This window comes from Enterococcus sp. M-BR2 (assembly GCF_056612775.1).
Window position 1 is genome coordinate 1773406 of the sequence record NZ_CM152743.1, and the last position, 16595, is coordinate 1790000.

Genomic DNA, 16595 nt, shown 5'->3' on the forward strand with positions numbered 1-16595 from the left:
GAATTATAAGGAGTGAGTACAAATGACCTATACCCATCTTACAACGGATGAACTTGTAATAATAGAGTCTTATTTCAAAATTAATCAATCTGTTGCTAAAACTGCCCATTGCTTGAATCGTTCAAGACAAACGATCCATAAAGTATATCTGTTCTTCAAGCAAGGAAAATCAGCCTTAGAATATTATCAACAGTATAAGAAAAACAAATCAAACTGTGGTAGACGTCCGCTTGTTTTACCCGAGGAACAATCAGAATATATTCAAAGAAAGGTTGTTCAAGGATGGACACCCGATGTGATTGTTGGTCGTGCAGCGTTTCCTATTAGTTGTTCTGCTCGTACCATTTATCGTATGTTCAAAAAGGGGCTATTTGATTCTTCTGACTTACCGATGAAAGGCAAGCGTAAACCGAATGGACATCAAGAAAGACGTGGAAAACAAACTTTCCGCCGCTCTATTCATGAACGTGAAAAGGATTATAGCCAATTCTCAAATGAGTTTGGTCACCTTGAAGGTGACACTATCGTAGGTCTGAAACATAAAAGTGCTGTAATTACCTTAGTTGAACGATTATCAAAAGTTATCATCACATTGAAACCGTGTGGTAGACAAGCGATTGATATTGAAAAAAAATTAAATCAATGGTTTGAATCTGTACCGAAAAACCTATTCAAATCCATCACTTTTGATTGTGGAAAGGAATTTTCAAATTGGAAACAGATCAGTAATGTCAATGATATTGCCATTTATTTCGCTGATCCAGGAACGCCGTCTCAAAGAGGCCTAAACGAGAATTCTAACGGATTGTTACGTAGAGATGGTTTATTGAAATCTATGGATTTCAATTCAGTAGATGAATTTTTTATTCAATCTGTCGCATCTAAACGAAATAATATTCCTAGAAAATCACTGGATTATCGAACACCTTTGGAAGTATTTTTGAGTTACGTAAGTATTGATGATCTGTCTAACTTAATTTGACAATTAAGATAAAATAAACCCTTTTCTATTCAATTCTTTTTGTATAACGTCCACTCCCCATCTGGAATTGATACGTAATCGTTTGCCCTTTTTCTTCCCAATAAAATTGATATGCTTTTAGTGAACTTTCATTTCCAGTTCCAGCAGCAAAAGTGATGGAAGCATGGCGTTTCAAGGTAATCTCATCAGGAATATCTAATACTTTCCAGCTCGCTTCATCGGGTTGCGACATACGAAAAATGATCTGATTTTCGTCAATGTTCCAATAAAAGCCTGTTTGGATTTGGTTCACAATAGCGATTTTTTGAGTGGTATAGATTCGTTTTTCAAACTGGCTGAAAAATTGATAGACTGCCAATTCATTCTTCCATGCAGAAAATGCGAGAACTGGAAAAGAAAGGATTGTTGTAAGCAATAAAATCAGTAAGAGTGACTCAACCAACGTATATCCTGATGCTAATGTTTTTCCTTCAAGGCCGCTGGTAGATGTCTGCATGTTCTCGTTTGATATAGCCTTCATTCAATAATTCCTCCACGGTAGGGATTCTTCCATTGTTTTGAAGCGCGTAGAGCTCTTTTTGTGTGTCTACCAACTGAATGATTGCTTCACGACTTTCTTGGTCTACATGATTCCTATAACGTGACAAATTTGGGACAAACAACAATACTAGTACACTGATGATCAGTAAAACGATCAGCATTTCGATTAATGTAAAACCGCTATAATAAGGTGTTCTTTTCTTTTTCATGGCAAGACCTCCTCGATACTTCCATAAACAGGTAATAAAACAGCAGCATAAACCAGTAAAATCAAAACCGCTACGCCCAAAAAAATAATTGGCTGAATAAAATGCAGCCAGTGCTGAAGTCGTTTGAAAAGCTGTTTTCTTGTCCATTCGCTGTAAAATATCAGCTCTTTCCCTAAATTTCCTTTTGCCTCTCCCTGCAAAATAATCTTGCTGAATTCTTCAGATAGAAAATGGTAATTCTGGAACTGATCAGCTAATGGTATACCTGCCTCTAATCCTTGTATCATCTTGGAAGCAAGGTGTTGAATCAGACTTTCTTGTTTCGTCTCCTTCAAGCAAACGATGATTTGCCTTAATTCGAAACCTTCATGAAAAAGTTTGCCAATCTCTAGCGACAAATAAGCAGATTGATATAAGGAATATATTGGTCCAATCACTAATTGTCTGCTTATCCATTCACTCCGATCAATAGGAGACAATTTCATCAGCCGATACCTTACTAGCAAAGTCAATAAAGTAACCACTAGGATAAATAGTAGAACGTACCAGTGAAAGACTTGTATCAGCTGAATCCCCCAATGCTCTTCTATAACCATCCCTGAACCAATAAGCTGAGGCAAAACGATCAAACGCATACTAAATAAGATACCTAGCAAAAAGGTGAGCAATAGCATCGGATAGGCGAGCAGCTTTTTCAAATCGTTGCGAAATCCTTCGACCAGACGTAACTGTTTGGCAATTTCCAACAAAGTTGCCGGCAGATTCCCGTGAAGTTCAGCTAATTCGATCTGTACCAGTTGTTCTGCTCCATACCCTGTTTGCGAAAGTACTTCACTAAACGGTTGTCCTTCCTTTAGCTGATGTTGGATGTTTGCCAAAATAGCAGGCTGGAACGAACGGATCGTGAGTAATAAATAAAGGGATTCTTGCAAACTAAAACCAGTTAAAAGCAGCTCTCCCATAGTTTGTGCAAACTGATTTTGCTGGCTTCTTGTCAATCCTTTAAAATAGTTCTGACTGCCAAGTTTTTTTCTGAGCTTCTTCATAGCTTTCCTCCCATGATTTTTTTACTGGTTCTTCCTCCATAAATTGATAACTCCACAAGACAGAAGGATGGTGATCGGCATCTTCCAAAAGTTCTTGATAAATGACTCCAGCTAAACATTCAGATAGCTCTTCTTTTTTCTTTGTTAGTTCATGGATTCTGATCAATGTACCTTCAAGATTGCGTGCATGTACGGTTGCGAATACCCGATGTCCCGTTAGTGCAGCTCTTACCGCAGCATGTGCAGTTGATTCATCTCTTATCTCACCAATAATCAACAAATCAGGGCGATGCCGTAATGCGAGCTTCAAAAGTGTGTCATAAGTCTGTGCTATTTTGGGATTGATCTGCAATTGCAGAAAGAATGGTTCTTCGATCTCTACAGGATCTTCGATCGTGATTACTTGCCGTTTTTCTTTCAAAGCCAACCGATACATTAATGACGTCTTGCCTGATCCGACTGGTCCACTGAATAGATATAATCCACGTCTAACGGTTTTCTGCAAAATAGTTGCAAAATCTCGAGAATTAAAGCAACGATGAGGTGTTTCAGAAATACCGTATAATAGCCGAATCACTAAGCTTTCTCGTTGAAGGTAATCTCCTACAGAAGACAGTCGTAACCGAACCTTCTGTTTTTCTAAAGAATAGGTCAATGCACCTAATTGAGCTTTTCTTTTTTCTCCGATATCCATTTGTCCCAAATACTTAAATCTTGAAATCAATTGCTGGCCATCTGCCGAAGATACTTCCTTCCAGAACGTTCGTTTTTTGCCATAGCGAAAATAGATGTAAAATACTTCTGAAGCTGGCAAGACATATACGTCTTGGGCATGTTTGGCGAAACTTTCACTTATCATTTGATCTGATAATCGTTTTATTTCCATTATTCTCCCCTCCACAAAAAACATACGTCTTTTTGATCTTTTTGTTTCAAATAAAATGAATTTATTAAAAAACATTGGCAAAAAACGAATTTATGTTATACTTATAAAAATTTATCTTGGGAGGCATTCCATTGGAATCAACATTAAAGAGATACATCGAAGTAGCAAGTAAAAAAAAGCCCGCTGATCTAGTAATCAAACAGGCTAAGATCGTCAATGTCTTTACGAAAGAGATCATGGAAAAAGATGTAGCGATTTACGAAGGAATGATTGTAGGGATTGGTGAATATGAAGGAAAAAGCGTACATAATGCTAAGGGGCAATATCTAGTACCAGGATTCATTGATGGACATGTGCATATTGAAAGTTCACTTTTATCACCAAGTGAATTTTCAAAAGTATCCTTGCTTCATGGAGTTACTACTGTAGTAACAGATCCCCACGAAATAGGAAACATCGCTGGGAGTACTGGTCTTCAATTTATGATAGAAGATGCAAGACAAACGCTTATGAATATTTTCTTTATGCTCCCTTCTTGTGTACCTGTCACTCCATTTGAGACAAATGGTGCAAATCTAAATGCCAAAAATCTAGCACCTTTTTTACAAAATCCCGAAGTTTTAGGCTTAGCTGAAGTCATGAACTATCAAGCAGTAGCAAATAATGAAGCAGATATCCTAGAAAAGATCCAATTGATGCACCAGCATAAGAAAAAGATTGACGGACATGCAGCTGGTATCGGCATGGAAGAATTAAATGTTTATCCCGCAGCTGGTATTCGGACGGATCATGAAGCTACAACTGCAAAAGAGGCTAAAGAACGTTTGGATCTTGGTATGTATTTAATGGTTCGAGAAGGGACCGTTGCAAAAGATCTGGCATCGCTACTACCGGCGATCACGCCTGATAATTCAAGAAGATGCTTCTTTGTCACCGATGATAAACTCATCAATGATTTAGTTAAAGAAGGATCAATTGACCATATCGTCCGTCAAGCTATTTCAATGGGAATTGATCCATTACAGGCAATCCAGATGGCAACATTGAATGCAGCAGAATGTTTTGATTTGAAAACACTAGGTGCGATTGCTCCTGGATATCAAGCTGATTTCTTCTTAACAGACGATCTTACCAAGCTGCCAATTCATGAAGTTTTCTATAAGGGAACATTGGTCGTCCAATCTGGTCAACTCGAAGACCATTTATTTGCTGATTATTCAAATCCATACATGTGCTGTCTACCAAACCTAAATGCTCAACCATTGCATCCTCGTTCGTTAGAGCTGCTTCTCCCTTCTTCACAAGCCCATGTGATCGAAATTATCCCGAATAGTCTCGTCACGAACGATTTGGTAGAAAAAGTGGACCGACAAGGCGAACGATTCATTCCTTCAATCGAAAAAGACCAATTAAAGATTGCGGTGATCGAGCGTCACCATCAAACCGGAAATATTGGGTTAGGCATCGTAAAAGGATTTCAGCTGAAACAAGGGGCGATAGCGACAACAATTGCTCATGACTCTCATAATCTAGTTGTCGTGGGGACAAATGATGAGGATATGCTGTATGCTGCTAATCTTTTGATTCAAAAAGGTGGCGGGATGACTGTTGTCAATAAACAGAAGGAAATGGCTTGTCTTCCTCTACCGATAGGCGGTATCATGACACAGGAACCTTTTTCGTTCGTCAATGAACAGCTGAATGAATTAATAGCTGAAACACATCAACTAGGGGCAGCTAAAACCTTTGATCCTTTTTTGACACTTTCTTTCTTAACATTATCTGTCATACCCGAATTGAAGATCACTGACAAAGGATTATTTTCATTCTCTCGATTCCAATTGATTCCACCTTGTTGAAAACCGAGGAAATAGGTATATCTTAAATCAAAAAAGTCCCAGAAAATGCACATGACAGATGTAATGTGTTTTCTGGGATTTGATTTATATTTTTATGAAAGTAAAAAGTTCATTCACAGACTTTTCTTTTTGGTCTTATCTTGAAATTGAGCTTCTACTCGATAAATACGTTGACCTTTCGAAGAAAATTTTTCTTCATACTCCGTCATAATATTGCCTTCAAATTGACTTTGATGCAAATCCAACCATACCTGTTTGAGGATCATGCCATATTGAGAAAAACTTGCCAGCGAATACTCAAACAATCCTTGATTATCTGTTTTGAAGTGGATTTCTCCATTTGGGCGGAGGATCTGTTCATCTACAGCAAGAAAAGTTTTGTATGTCAAGCGCCGTTTTTCATGTCGTTTTTTCGGCCATGGATCAGAAAAATTCAGATAAATCTGATCTACTTCGCTGTCAGCGAAATATTCTGTCAATGCTGATCCATCCACATGCAGAAGCTTCAGGTTAGGAAGCGGTTGTTCAATCAACTTGTCTAATGCTATAGAAACAACACTTACTTGCATTTCTACTCCAATATAATTGATTTCAGGATGGGCTTTTGCCATTCCAGTGATGAACTGGCCTTTCCCCATTCCAATCTCAATGTGGATTGGATGATCGTTTCCAAACAATTCATTCCATTTCCCCTTCCACAATGTTGGATCACTAATTACAAAATTCGGGTGAGCCGCTAACATTTCCGCTGCTCCCGGACGATTTCGGACACGCATTATTTATCTCCATTCCTTTCTCTAATTAAAAAGGTCTGGCCAAATCTCCGCAGAGTTTGGGCCAAACCTCAGCCACTGAAAATTCGTTTTAATTGTAAAATTTCTTCGTTCATTCGTCGATGATCTTCACGTTTGCAGTATCTAGTGATTTCTTGGAGCAAATTCATGGCCGCATACCAGTGAAACTTTTCAAGCATTTCGTCAGTTGGACGTATGCCATAACTGATCAGCCATTGATTCCAACTGGATAGAGGCACATAATTCCCTAAAATCGTTGCAATATCTACCGCAGGGTCTGCAAACATGATTGAATCCCAATCCACGAGATATAAATAATTTTTACATACTAACCAATTTCGATGATTTACATCTCCATGCACCACTGATAGATTTTCCTTATCTATCGGCGGGATCTGCTCACGAAGAAATCGATGGACGATTTGCAGAAATTGATTTTTCTGGAGTTCTTCTGGTAATTCTTTTTCATATTTTTGCAACATCTTCTCCGGCGTCATAACACGTCCGCCGATACGGGTCAGCATGGTTTTAAGAGAATTTGAATGATGTAAATGGTACAAAACATCAATCACGTCATTTCTTTGACCAATCTCATTAGGAGTTAGCAAGCGGCCTTCTAGCCATTCTTGTGCTGTCAAGGTATCGCCATTCCCCGTTCGTTTTGTCCAAACAAGTTTTGGTGTAATTCCTTCCCGTGAAAGAGCAGCCAACATCGGAGTCGTGTTTCGTTTAATAAAGACTTTGTCTTCATCACGCATGCCTATGTATGTTTTTCCTGTATCGCCTTTGATGGGACGTAACCGCCACTCTTGGTCTAACTGAAACTCCATCATGCATTCTCCCGTCCTCTTACTCTTTGTTTTGCAGTACTTATTATTCTAGTCGCCTGATCACTACACGTCAAGCACATATACGTTCTTTTTCATTTATTTGCCATTCAAAAAACCGACTTTTCTCAAAAAAAATAGAACGAACAGCATTCTTACTGTCAACGCTCTATTTTTCATGTTCATTTTTATCCTACACAGCTTTGTTTTCAGTCTGACATCTTCTTCAAACGAGTTGGTACATATAGTTTAACAAAGAGACCCGTAACAATCAAATAAGCCGCTAGCGGAACCCATCGCTGCTGACCATCCAATACGACTGCAGCAATCAATCCAAAGATAACCGATGCGATAACTAATACCCATGTGAGCAGATACTGGATTGCTTGCTTCTTCTGATTCTCATGGATTGGATAAAGCTGAACGAGCACCATGTAACGGAACTGGCTCGCTAAAGGCAACAATTGGAAACCGATTAAATATAAAAATAAAGAACCGATTATCAGACTAAAATAAAAGTCGATCACTCCGAAAATCAATACCCCACCTATAATTACTAACCGGAAGTAAAGACCACTAAAATCAGAACCTCTTGCCAATCTTCTTGCAAACAAATAAAGATAAGTGTTTTTTGATTCTCTCTTAATATGAGTCAATATAGGATCCAAGTAGCGTCTTCTTTTTACCTTTGCCGTAATTTCAGGAACATCGGTGAATAAATTAATAAATTGATAGATTTGATGCAACCTTTGTTCTTCTACATGCACCATTTTCTCCCAATCCAATCCTTTTTCCTGTTGCTTCCACAAAAACCAGTAATATAGACTTGCCTGTACCAATGCACCTGCTACCCCTGCCCAGACTAGCCAATAAAATGAAAGAAGCAAAATGAGCATAGAAGAAAGTAACCAACCTGTTTTCCAATAACGAATGACCTGTTGATCTAGCCGAAACAATTCTGCTCGCTTAATTTGCAGATGACTGAATTTCAAACTCCATAATATAATCAGATAGACGAAAAACATCGAAAAGACTTGCTGAGTACTAACCACCACTAATGGCATAGCAAATCCGCATGCCAATATCAAAAGGATCATCGGAAAAATGCAAGAATAGCGAAAAGCTCGTTCCAAATAGGTCTGCATTTCCTTTTCTTTCGGAAGTAAAAAAACAATATCTGCTGCCTCCGCAAAAGTAGCCATCTTGCCTACAAATAAACAGAGCATCCAAAATACAGAGATTATCATTCCCCCAAGTGCAAAAGGCGGATGCAAGGTTTTCAACCAGCTAGAATAGTACAATCCCACGCCACCAATTAAGAAAAGACAAACTAAAACAAAATGATCGTTCAACACATAGCGCATATATTTCATCATTTTCTTTTGATGCCTTGCTAAACGTTTTTGAAAAAAACTACTCATGTGCCTGCTCCTTTGTTAAAGCGATATAGATTTCGTCCAAAGAAGAATCCGGCAGATGAAATTCTTTTCTCAACATCTCAAGGGTTCCATCTGCTCGTATCTCTCCGTTATGTAAGACCACAAAACGGTCACAGTATTTTTCTGCAGTAGCTAAAATATGCGTAGACATCAAAATACCGGCTCCTTCTTTTTTCATCTCTACCATCAATTCAAGCAGCGCATTGATAGCTAGTGGGTCCAATCCTAAGAATGGTTCGTCAATGATATATAAAGAAGGCTCGATCAAAAAGGCGCATAAGATCATCACTTTCTGCTTCATCCCTTTTGAAAAATTAGCCGGAAACCAGTCAAGGCGATTAGACAAACGGAAAGTCTCTAACAGCTTTTCAGCTCTTTTCATTGCTGTATCCATAGGTATATCATAGGCCATTGCAGTGACTTCGATATGTTCCCTCAAAGTCAATTCTTCATATAAAGAAGGCGTCTCTGGAATATACCCAATTTGTTTACGATATTCTTCTGTATTTTTCTTTAAAGATAGATGATTGATTTCTATCGTTCCCTTTGTAGCTTCCAACAGACCGATAATGTGCTTGATGGTTGTACTTTTCCCTGCTCCGTTCAGCCCAATCAATCCTACTATCTCTCCAGGCTGTACGTTGAAACTGATATCTTTTAACACAGGGAGATGGCCATACCCTCCTGTGACATGATCGATAATTAAACTCATTCTTTTTCCTCCGCCATTTATTTTTATTTATTATACCACGAAGAAAATGACGGTATTTTGTTTTTTTCCTTACAATGGCTTTAACTTATGGTAAAGTTAAGCTGAAGTATTTATTCTTTATGGAAAGGATGTTTTTTATGGAAAACTGTATTTTTTGCAAAATCATCAATCAAGAAATCCCAAGCTATAAAATTTATGAAGACGACAAAGTCTATGCTTTTTTAGACATTTCTCAAGCAACGAAAGGACACACGTTAGTTGTTCCTAAACGTCATGTAGCAGATATTTTTGAATATGATCCTGAACTTGCAGGAGAAGTTTTTTCACGTGTGCCTAAGATTGCTCAAGCATTAGAAAAAGCTTTTCCAGAAATGAAAGGTCTTAATATCTTGAATAACAACCGTGAATTAGCTTATCAATCTGTTTTTCATTCACATATCCATTTAGTTCCTCGCTATAGCAAAAAGGACGATTTTTCTATCCACTTTGGCAACCATCAAGACAGTTATGGACCAGAAGAACTAAAAGCTATTCAAGAAACAATCGTAAAGCAGGTGCATAGCGATGATTAAAAACTTTTTCAAAGGACTGCTATTCGGAGCTGCTGCTGGAACTGTCGGTGGTCTGCTATTTGCACCTAGGAGCGGGAACGAAACAAGAAAAAAACTAATTGAAGAACTGGAAGAAGCAACCACTCTGACTAACGATTTAAATAACAGCTTGGATCATTTTAAAAGCGCATTGATCGAGACAAAAGAAACAGCTGAATCTGTGATTCCCGCTTTCCAAGAAGCCATCAACAAAGATATCGAAAATTTTAAATTCCAAGCCGAACCACGTATCGCCCAAATCAATGAACAAGTAGAAAAACTAACAGCTGATCTGCCTGAGTATCCTGATCACATACAATAATGATCATTTTCTCAACAGATATGACTGTCTAATAGAGGAATAATTGCACATTTCCTAGGAATGTGATGAAATTTTGAATTTTGTTTGAAACTATCACGAGAACGCTTTTAAAGGGCATGGGGTATGGTATAGTTAATATATAAAAAATAATAACTAATTACAGGAGTGCAAACATTAATGAAAAAAAAATCAATTATTTTGGCAGCTACTAGTGCGTTGGCTGTTTTAACTCTAGCGGCTTGTTCAGGCGATACCAATAAAGATATCGCAACGATGAAAGGCGGAACGATCACTGTATCTGATTTCTACGATGAAGCAAAGCTCGAATCATCGAACCAATCATTAGTACAACGGATGATCATCTATAAAGTATTCAATAACAAATACGGCGATAAAGTAACAGATAAACAAGTGGATGCAGAATACGACAAACAAGCGAAATCTTTAGGTGATACTTTTGAATCACAATTAGAAACTGCTGGGTATACGAAAGATTCTTACAAAGAATATATCCGTAACAATCTAGCTTTTGAAGCTGGTTTGAAGGCTCATGTAGATATTACAGATGATGATTTGAAAACTGCTTGGGAATCTTTCCATCCAGAAGTAGAAGCACAAATCATCAAATTATCAAGTGAAGATGAAGCAAAAGATGTCAAAAAATCAGCGGACGATGGGGATGATTTCTCTAAATTAGCCGAAGACAAATCAACTGATTCAGAGACAAAAGAAGATGGCGGTAAAGTCAAATTCGACTCAACGACAACAACCATTCCTGCAGAAGTAAAAGAAGCAGCTTTCAAATTGAAAGACGGCGAAGTCTCTGACGTTATTACTGCAACAAATACTACTTCTTATGCAACAGAATACTATGTTGTCAAAATGGTGAAAAACCAAAATAAAGGCAACGACATGGATAAATACAAAGATCAATTAAAAGAAATCGCTACTGAAACAAAATTAAGTGACAATGCATTCACGACTAAAGTAATCGGTGAAGAATTAAAAGATGCAAATGTAAAAATCAAAGACGATGCCTTTGAAAATGTGTTGAGTGCATTCACAACAACTTCATCAGGTGCTAAAGACTCAAGTGAAGCCACATCTTCAACAAAGAGCTCTGACACAAAATCAACTGATTCAACAAAAGAATCTTCAACTGAAGAAACAACTGATTCATCAAAATAAAAGAAAACAAAAAAAGCGAAGACTTATGTCTCGCTTTTTTGTTTTGAATGAAAAAAATAAATTTTTGCTATAAATCTTTTGGTACATAGAAACTTCGGTTGTCCATACCAAAAATCCGATCTGTGTATTTTCCTGGTTCTGTTTGACGAATCGAAGTCAACATCATCTGCATGGAAGCATCAATATTGTCGATTTGATGTAATATTTCTGCTTCCATTATCCTTGGACGTACAGGTGAACCATATTCTAATAGGCCGTGATGTGCTAAAACCATATGACGTAATACGAGAACATCTTCGTCAGCTTCGTTGATTTTCAGCGCAAGACAGGCTTTAGTTATTTCTTCGTCAATCAATACCAAATGTCCGATTAAATTCCCTGCAAGCGTATATTCTGTCGACATAGGACCGGAAAGTTCGATCACCTTTCCTAAATCATGCAAAATGATACCCGCATATAATAATGGTCGATTCAACTCAGGATATTCATCGGCAATTGATTTTCCTAAGTGAAGCATTGTCAAAGTATGATAAGCTAATCCACTGGCAAATGCATGATGGTTTCTTTTGGCTGCCGGAAACTCAAAAAATTGTTTTTGGTATTTATTGAGTAGATAGCGAACGATCCGATTCCAATGCGCATTTGTGATTTCAAATAATAATTGATTGATTTCTTCTTCCATTTCTTCTTTCTTCAAAGGGGCTCTTTCCATGTATAAACTAGGTTCCCCTGGCTCATCCATCCTTGTTAAACGCATGTGAAGAATCTTTACTTGCGGGTTCCCTTGATAAACCTCTCTTTTACCGTTTAGAAAAACGACTGTGCCGGCTGTAAATTTATTGATTTCTTCTTCCGAAGCATCCCAGTACTTGCCATCGATAGTACCTGAAGTATCTTGGAAAGTAAAAGCAATAAATTTTTTTCCGTTTTTAGCGATTCTTACATCTGCACTTTTGATCAGGACAAATTGCTCAAACTGCTCATCGATTACTAAATCACGAATTTTTTTCATTATTTGCTCCTTCTAATTGTTTTACGGTTTGGTTCATCTCATGGTAATAGCTTACCATTTCTTTATCAGAAGAAAAACAAATTATTTGATACTTTTCTCCAAATTTAGCTAAAAGTTCAGCTAATTGATACTTTCGCTGATGATCATAATGAAGCCAGCCATCATCTATGATGATCGGGCATATCGAACGATTGGCTTCTAACGAGAGGTAAGCAAACCTCATCGCCATTATCAGCTGATCTTTCGTACCTGTAGACAACTCATAGATTGGAAAGTCTGTATATCCGTCTGTTAAAGTCAGTGTATCGTTTTTCAGTAATATCTTCTGATAATTTCCTTTTGTTAAAATACCTAAATAATCACCCGCTGCTTTTAACAACTGTGGTAATTGTCTTTCACTCATCTCTGTTGAAAGATCGCCTAAGAATGTTCCGGCGATTTCAAATGCGCCCCATTCCTCCAGCAATTCCTGCAATTTTGCTTTTTGTCGGCTAGCTTGTTGATAGAGTTCGTCCAATGTGCCGTCTCTTTGCAGCTCTTCTACTTGAAGTTGGAGTCGTTGCCGATTTTCACTTGCTTCTTTTTCTTCTTGCTGGAGTTGGCCTTGTTTTTCTTTCAGTTGCCGCAGTCTTACAGATAATTTCTCTTTCGTCAGTTCTTCAGGAAACAGTGGACGAAGCATTTCTGACAGTTCATTGTATCTTTTCATCTGCTGTTCGGCTTGTTTGGCTTTTTGTAAAAAGACAGGTACTTCCGAAGGATAAGATAATCCAGCTTGGCTCAATTGTTCGCTGTATTCTTGTACCCATACTTTTTGTTTCTTTTTCAATTGATTGATTTCTTGCTTCAATAAAGTATTTTGCTGATAGCTTCTGGCAAATTTCATCTGTTCCATTTCTTGGATAAAACGGGAAAGCATAGCCATTTTTTCTGAGATCGTCTTATCTTGTATGGGTAGCCATTCTTTAACAAACTCAAATTTCTGATCGATCTGTTGTAGTTTTTCTTGGATTTCCTGCTCTCTTTTATGTTTCCGCACAAATACGCCATACAATTTCTGATAATCTATGACTTCTTGCCCATATTCTTTCATGAGTTTGAGTGTATCCATCTTTCCTAAGTGCCGATGATCAGCAAAACGATATACTTCTTGCTGAAGAATCTGTTTTTCTTCTTCTATTCTCTTTTGTTTTTCTTCTGCTTCTGCTAATTGGGCTAAAGCTAAATCAAGCTGACCCAGTTTTTCTTGCCACATTCCTTTTATTTCTGAGAAATCATTTTTAGTTTTGACCTTTGGTTGCTGTTTGTAGAAGAAATAGCCAATCATGCCTGCACCAATTAGTAAAAGGATCACTTTTAAGGGCATTGGAACAAATATACCTGCAATGATTATTGCTCCGCTAGCAATTAGCATATAGGGTTTAGATGAAGGGGTTGGTGCTATCTCTGACTGATTTTGTAATAATGCTGGATAAGTCTCTTCCAACTCATTCACTTCTGCTTCGATCATTTTTTGCTGTTCTTTAGCTATCTGGAGACGCACAGAAATCTGGCTTTCTAGATCAGCAATCCTTCTTTCTTCAGCCAGAAGATTCTTCCACTCTTCTTCATATAAAAATTCTTCCGGTAACGGATTTTTCTGCCACTGCCATCTTTGTTCCAAGATTTTCAATTCTGAATTTGTTTCTCTAGTCTCTATTTGAAGTCTTTGCCATTCTTCGCTTAATTGTTCCGTTGTAAACTGGAGTTGTTGGAGGTCTTTTAGTTCTTGCTCCTGCTCTAAATAAAAATAATATCTAGCTGACTGCTGATCCATCCCGCTATGCTTTTCCAGAGTTGCTTCTAATTCTTCTAAACGCTCATTTGTTTGCTGATACCGTTTGGAAAAAGACTCCAGATCAAGAAGAAGTTGTTCATCAGGAAGACCTGTAGCGATGTTTTTTTTGAGGGATTGCCATTCTTCATATAAAGAAAAATTGAGTTCTTGCTGTCTGGCTAGTGCAAATTGCTTATTCGCCTCATTTAGTTGTTCCAGTAACTGTTGCTGTTGCGACTCGTATTCCTGTTCTTGTTGGATCAACTTGCCAAAATAAGCTTCCTGTTCTTGTTTTAGATGGATTTTCTCTTGAAGCTCTTTCCATTCATTTAATTTTTGATTGATCAGCAGTTTTTGGCCTTTTTTCTTGAATAACTGTTGTGCTTTCTGATAATATTCTTGTCTTTTTTGGAATACTTGAGAACTGCCCGTAATTCCTAAAGAAATCAGTGCATCATGTAGCTCTTTTTCTCTCAAGTGATCTAGTTCCATCAACTGTTCTTGCTGGAAAGTAAATACCTGCTGGAATAACTCTTTCGTCAAAGGTGCAATCAGTTTTTCTAGTAATTCATCACTTCCAACTTGATTCCCCAGCCATACCTTCGATTTTCCACGATTTTGCTGTTTATAGCGTTCGACAGCAAACTCACCGTATATAGGATGTTTAAGCCATATTTTGCCACCATAGGCCGAGCCGTCTTTTGGTGTATAATCCTTTTTTTTGCGGCCTTTTGAAGGGAATCCAAATAAGATGGCTTGGATAAATTGATAAATCGTTGATTTTCCTGCTTCATTTCCCCCATAGATCAGCTGATTGCCTGAATAAAAATCAAAACTTTTTTGACGCCATTTTCCAAAAGCAGCAATCTCGATCCTTAAAATCTTCATTCCTGATCCTCCTCAAATAAAAAATCTTGATTAAGTAGCTGCTTGGCTTTTTCAAGTGTTTCTTCTTGATATTCCGGCAGTTCGCTCAATATTTTAGCCGCTTCTTGGTGGCTATATACTTCATTTAAAATTTGTTGGAAATCTTGAGGTGTCTGATAGTATTGAAATAGCTGTTCCATCAATTTAGCAGAAGCAGCAAGTGGAATCTTCGTATAAAAAGTATCCTCCATGAGAGAAATACGCCAAATAAATAAATCCCTTATCCTATCTGAAAATTCCTCTAACAGATAATCTAATAACTCTCCTGATTGTATTCGCTCTAGAACATCTGTATTGAGATGGTCATAATCTTTTAATTTTATCTCAATTAAACTAAATCCATCCTCTACTTTTGAAAGTTGCTGACGAATATGAACAATGACCTCTTTTGTCGTCCTCGCTTGCCTCAATGATATTTCCTTTGTCTTCCAATAGACCTCTGCTACTTTAATCGGATGTATTTGACAACTTCCTTTACTTAATTCAACAAGTAGAATGGATGTAGAAGTTTGTTCTTTTTTAGTGTGACCTTGAGGCGCACCTGGATAAACGATGGTTTGCTTTTCATTTAAAACTGTTGGCACATGGATATGCCCCAAAGCCCAATAATCGTATCCTTTTTCTTGCATTTTTGAAGGTTGGAAAGGGGCATAGTTCCCTTTTTGCGAGGTACCAGGTTCCCCATGATACAAACCAATATGGTAATCTGTGAGTTCTCTAGAAGGAAATTCCATCACTTTGTCTTTTTGAATCCATGGTTGTCGATAACTGAATCCACTGAGAGAGACAGTTTCTCCACTTTTTATCGTTATTTTTTTTGTCTCTACCGTTTCGGATGTAAATAAATGGACATTTTTAGGAAAGGAGAACCAATACCGCTCTTTTTGATAGAAATCATGATTTCCGAATATTATAAATACAGGTATATGATTTTTTTCTAACCGTTTCATCTGTTCTGAAAAATGTTTCTGTATTTTTAATGAAGGACGATTTTGATGAAAATTATCTCCTGCAAGTAAAACAAAATCAACGTTATTTATTATTGCCTGTTCAATGATATTTGATAAAACGGTCAGATTCGTCTTCAATAGTTTTTCCTGTACAGTTTTATCTAGAGTTGTCAGTCCTTCAAATGACCGATCCATATGTAAATCTGCCGCATGGATAAATTTCACCATTAAAAATTCCCTCCTCTTTTTCATTTATCATACCATTTTCAATGTTTTTTTTCATCAATAACCGAAAATTTGTTCGTATTATGTAAAGAAATTACGATAAATAGTCGGCTTCAAAAAATGAGTTTATTCGAAAAAAGATTGTGACATGATTTTTGTCACAATCCTAAATATTTATATTCTATACTCCCTAAATTAGTTTATATGGTAAGAATTCTTTCAAAAGCTTGAGATACTCCGTCTTTATCGTTTGAAACGGTAATATAATCAG

At 37.3% G+C, this 16595-nt stretch carries 17 protein-coding genes (1 of these 17 running past the window's edge); 5 read left to right on the top strand and 12 right to left on the bottom strand.

Annotated features, from left to right (window positions below; all coding sequences use genetic code 11):
• The first annotated feature begins 22 nt into the window (after nucleotides 1-22).
• Entirely contained in the window at nucleotides 23-982 is a 960-nt protein-coding gene (locus tag AC1F25_RS08645) for an IS30 family transposase (protein WP_002336308.1), read from the top strand.
• Nucleotides 983-1007: 25 nt separating this feature from the next.
• Here AC1F25_RS08645 and comGD read toward each other — a convergent pair whose 3' ends face one another.
• The 4 genes from comGD to comGA are packed head-to-tail and all read right to left on the bottom strand — an operon-like array spanning nucleotide 1008 to nucleotide 3663.
• Complete coding sequence (comGD, locus tag AC1F25_RS08650) at nucleotides 1008-1478, bottom strand: competence type IV pilus minor pilin ComGD (RefSeq protein WP_002316846.1); 471 nt, start codon at nucleotides 1476-1478, stop codon at nucleotides 1008-1010.
• On the bottom strand, nucleotides 1453-1731 hold the full coding sequence (gene comGC, locus AC1F25_RS08655; protein ID WP_002309938.1) for a competence type IV pilus major pilin ComGC: 279 nt from the start codon (nucleotides 1729-1731) through the stop codon (nucleotides 1453-1455). Before comGC ends, comGD begins: the two co-directional genes overlap by 26 nt.
• Nucleotides 1728-2777 carry a competence type IV pilus assembly protein ComGB gene (gene comGB, locus AC1F25_RS08660; protein WP_002314159.1) on the bottom strand — a complete coding sequence of 350 codons (1050 nt, stop codon included), beginning with the start codon at nucleotides 2775-2777 and terminating at the stop codon, nucleotides 1728-1730. The genes comGC and comGB overlap by 4 nt, the downstream gene beginning before the upstream one ends.
• A complete protein-coding gene (comGA, locus tag AC1F25_RS08665; RefSeq protein ID WP_002320414.1) occupies nucleotides 2734-3663 on the bottom strand; it encodes a competence type IV pilus ATPase ComGA in 930 nt (309 codons plus the stop codon). The genes comGB and comGA overlap by 44 nt, the downstream gene beginning before the upstream one ends.
• Nucleotides 3664-3794: 131 nt before the next feature.
• Between comGA and ade the strand changes: the two genes are divergently transcribed.
• A complete protein-coding gene (gene ade, locus AC1F25_RS08670) occupies nucleotides 3795-5522 on the top strand; it encodes an adenine deaminase (RefSeq protein ID WP_002343940.1) in 1728 nt (575 codons plus the stop codon).
• A gap of 113 nt (nucleotides 5523-5635) precedes the next feature.
• Here the strand turns inward: ade and trmB are convergent, their stop codons facing one another.
• From trmB to AC1F25_RS08690, 4 genes are all read right to left on the bottom strand, one after another.
• Nucleotides 5636-6298: a tRNA (guanosine(46)-N7)-methyltransferase TrmB gene (trmB, locus tag AC1F25_RS08675; protein WP_002314161.1), complete on the bottom strand. Its 663-nt coding sequence runs from the start codon at nucleotides 6296-6298 to the stop codon at nucleotides 5636-5638.
• Nucleotides 6299-6366: 68 nt separating this feature from the next.
• Complete coding sequence (locus tag AC1F25_RS08680; RefSeq protein WP_002291341.1) at nucleotides 6367-7149, bottom strand: phosphotransferase family protein; 783 nt, start codon at nucleotides 7147-7149, stop codon at nucleotides 6367-6369.
• A gap of 203 nt (nucleotides 7150-7352) precedes the next feature.
• Entirely contained in the window at nucleotides 7353-8564 is a 1212-nt protein-coding gene (locus AC1F25_RS08685; protein WP_002314162.1) for an ABC transporter permease, read from the bottom strand.
• Nucleotides 8557-9294: an ABC transporter ATP-binding protein gene (locus AC1F25_RS08690; protein ID WP_002309930.1), complete on the bottom strand. Its 738-nt coding sequence runs from the start codon at nucleotides 9292-9294 to the stop codon at nucleotides 8557-8559. The genes AC1F25_RS08685 and AC1F25_RS08690 overlap by 8 nt, the downstream gene beginning before the upstream one ends.
• Nucleotides 9295-9431: 137 nt before the next feature.
• Between AC1F25_RS08690 and AC1F25_RS08695 the strand changes: the two genes are divergently transcribed.
• The 3 genes from AC1F25_RS08695 to AC1F25_RS08705 all read left to right on the top strand — a co-directional run bounded on the left by AC1F25_RS08695 (nucleotide 9432) and on the right by AC1F25_RS08705 (nucleotide 11394).
• Nucleotides 9432-9866, top strand: coding sequence for an HIT family protein (locus AC1F25_RS08695; protein ID WP_002309928.1), 435 nt, complete (start codon nucleotides 9432-9434; stop codon nucleotides 9864-9866).
• Nucleotides 9859-10206: a YtxH domain-containing protein gene (locus AC1F25_RS08700; RefSeq protein WP_002309926.1), complete on the top strand. Its 348-nt coding sequence runs from the start codon at nucleotides 9859-9861 to the stop codon at nucleotides 10204-10206. Before AC1F25_RS08695 ends, AC1F25_RS08700 begins: the two co-directional genes overlap by 8 nt.
• A gap of 177 nt (nucleotides 10207-10383) precedes the next feature.
• Complete coding sequence (locus AC1F25_RS08705) at nucleotides 10384-11394, top strand: peptidylprolyl isomerase (RefSeq protein WP_002316849.1); 1011 nt, start codon at nucleotides 10384-10386, stop codon at nucleotides 11392-11394.
• 67 nt (nucleotides 11395-11461) lie between these two features.
• Here AC1F25_RS08705 and AC1F25_RS08710 read toward each other — a convergent pair whose 3' ends face one another.
• From AC1F25_RS08710 to AC1F25_RS08725, 4 genes are all read right to left on the bottom strand, one after another.
• Complete coding sequence (locus AC1F25_RS08710) at nucleotides 11462-12406, bottom strand: 3'-5' exoribonuclease YhaM family protein (RefSeq protein WP_002314163.1); 945 nt, start codon at nucleotides 12404-12406, stop codon at nucleotides 11462-11464.
• Nucleotides 12390-15110, bottom strand: coding sequence for an ATP-binding protein (locus AC1F25_RS08715; RefSeq protein ID WP_002343939.1), 2721 nt, complete (start codon nucleotides 15108-15110; stop codon nucleotides 12390-12392). The genes AC1F25_RS08710 and AC1F25_RS08715 overlap by 17 nt, the downstream gene beginning before the upstream one ends.
• The gene (locus AC1F25_RS08720) at nucleotides 15107-16327 is read right to left on the bottom strand and encodes a metallophosphoesterase family protein (RefSeq protein ID WP_002335238.1); all 1221 of its coding nucleotides are present in this window, start codon (nucleotides 16325-16327) and stop codon (nucleotides 15107-15109) included. The genes AC1F25_RS08715 and AC1F25_RS08720 overlap by 4 nt, the downstream gene beginning before the upstream one ends.
• Before the next feature lie 197 nt (nucleotides 16328-16524).
• Nucleotides 16525-16595: the final stretch of a Cof-type HAD-IIB family hydrolase gene (locus AC1F25_RS08725; protein WP_002314166.1), read on the bottom strand. It continues 775 nt past the right edge of the window; only the last 71 of its 846 coding nucleotides appear in the window; its start codon lies beyond the right edge, outside the window; its stop codon occupies nucleotides 16525-16527.

Bases quoted from the DNA above. Each gene is read 5' to 3' on its own strand.
- AC1F25_RS08695 (WP_002309928.1), top strand. From the start codon at position 9,432: ATGGAAAACTGTATTTTTTGCAAAATCATCAATCAAGAAATCCCAAGC.
- AC1F25_RS08680 (WP_002291341.1), bottom strand. From the start codon at position 7,149: ATGATGGAGTTTCAGTTAGACCAAGAGTGGCGGTTACGTCCCATCAAA.
- AC1F25_RS08645 (WP_002336308.1), top strand. From the start codon at position 23: ATGACCTATACCCATCTTACAACGGATGAACTTGTAATAATAGAGTCT.
- trmB (WP_002314161.1), bottom strand. From the start codon at position 6,298: ATGCGTGTCCGAAATCGTCCGGGAGCAGCGGAAATGTTAGCGGCTCAC.
- AC1F25_RS08685 (WP_002314162.1), bottom strand. From the start codon at position 8,564: ATGAGTAGTTTTTTTCAAAAACGTTTAGCAAGGCATCAAAAGAAAATG.
- AC1F25_RS08720 (WP_002335238.1), bottom strand. From the start codon at position 16,327: ATGGTGAAATTTATCCATGCGGCAGATTTACATATGGATCGGTCATTT.
- AC1F25_RS08700 (WP_002309926.1), top strand. From the start codon at position 9,859: ATGATTAAAAACTTTTTCAAAGGACTGCTATTCGGAGCTGCTGCTGGA.
- comGA (WP_002320414.1), bottom strand. From the start codon at position 3,663: ATGGAAATAAAACGATTATCAGATCAAATGATAAGTGAAAGTTTCGCC.
- comGC (WP_002309938.1), bottom strand. From the start codon at position 1,731: ATGAAAAAGAAAAGAACACCTTATTATAGCGGTTTTACATTAATCGAA.
- comGD (WP_002316846.1), bottom strand. From the start codon at position 1,478: ATGCAGACATCTACCAGCGGCCTTGAAGGAAAAACATTAGCATCAGGA.
- comGB (WP_002314159.1), bottom strand. From the start codon at position 2,777: ATGAAGAAGCTCAGAAAAAAACTTGGCAGTCAGAACTATTTTAAAGGA.
- AC1F25_RS08710 (WP_002314163.1), bottom strand. From the start codon at position 12,406: ATGAAAAAAATTCGTGATTTAGTAATCGATGAGCAGTTTGAGCAATTT.
- AC1F25_RS08690 (WP_002309930.1), bottom strand. From the start codon at position 9,294: ATGAGTTTAATTATCGATCATGTCACAGGAGGGTATGGCCATCTCCCT.
- AC1F25_RS08705 (WP_002316849.1), top strand. From the start codon at position 10,384: ATGAAAAAAAAATCAATTATTTTGGCAGCTACTAGTGCGTTGGCTGTT.
- AC1F25_RS08715 (WP_002343939.1), bottom strand. From the start codon at position 15,110: ATGAAGATTTTAAGGATCGAGATTGCTGCTTTTGGAAAATGGCGTCAA.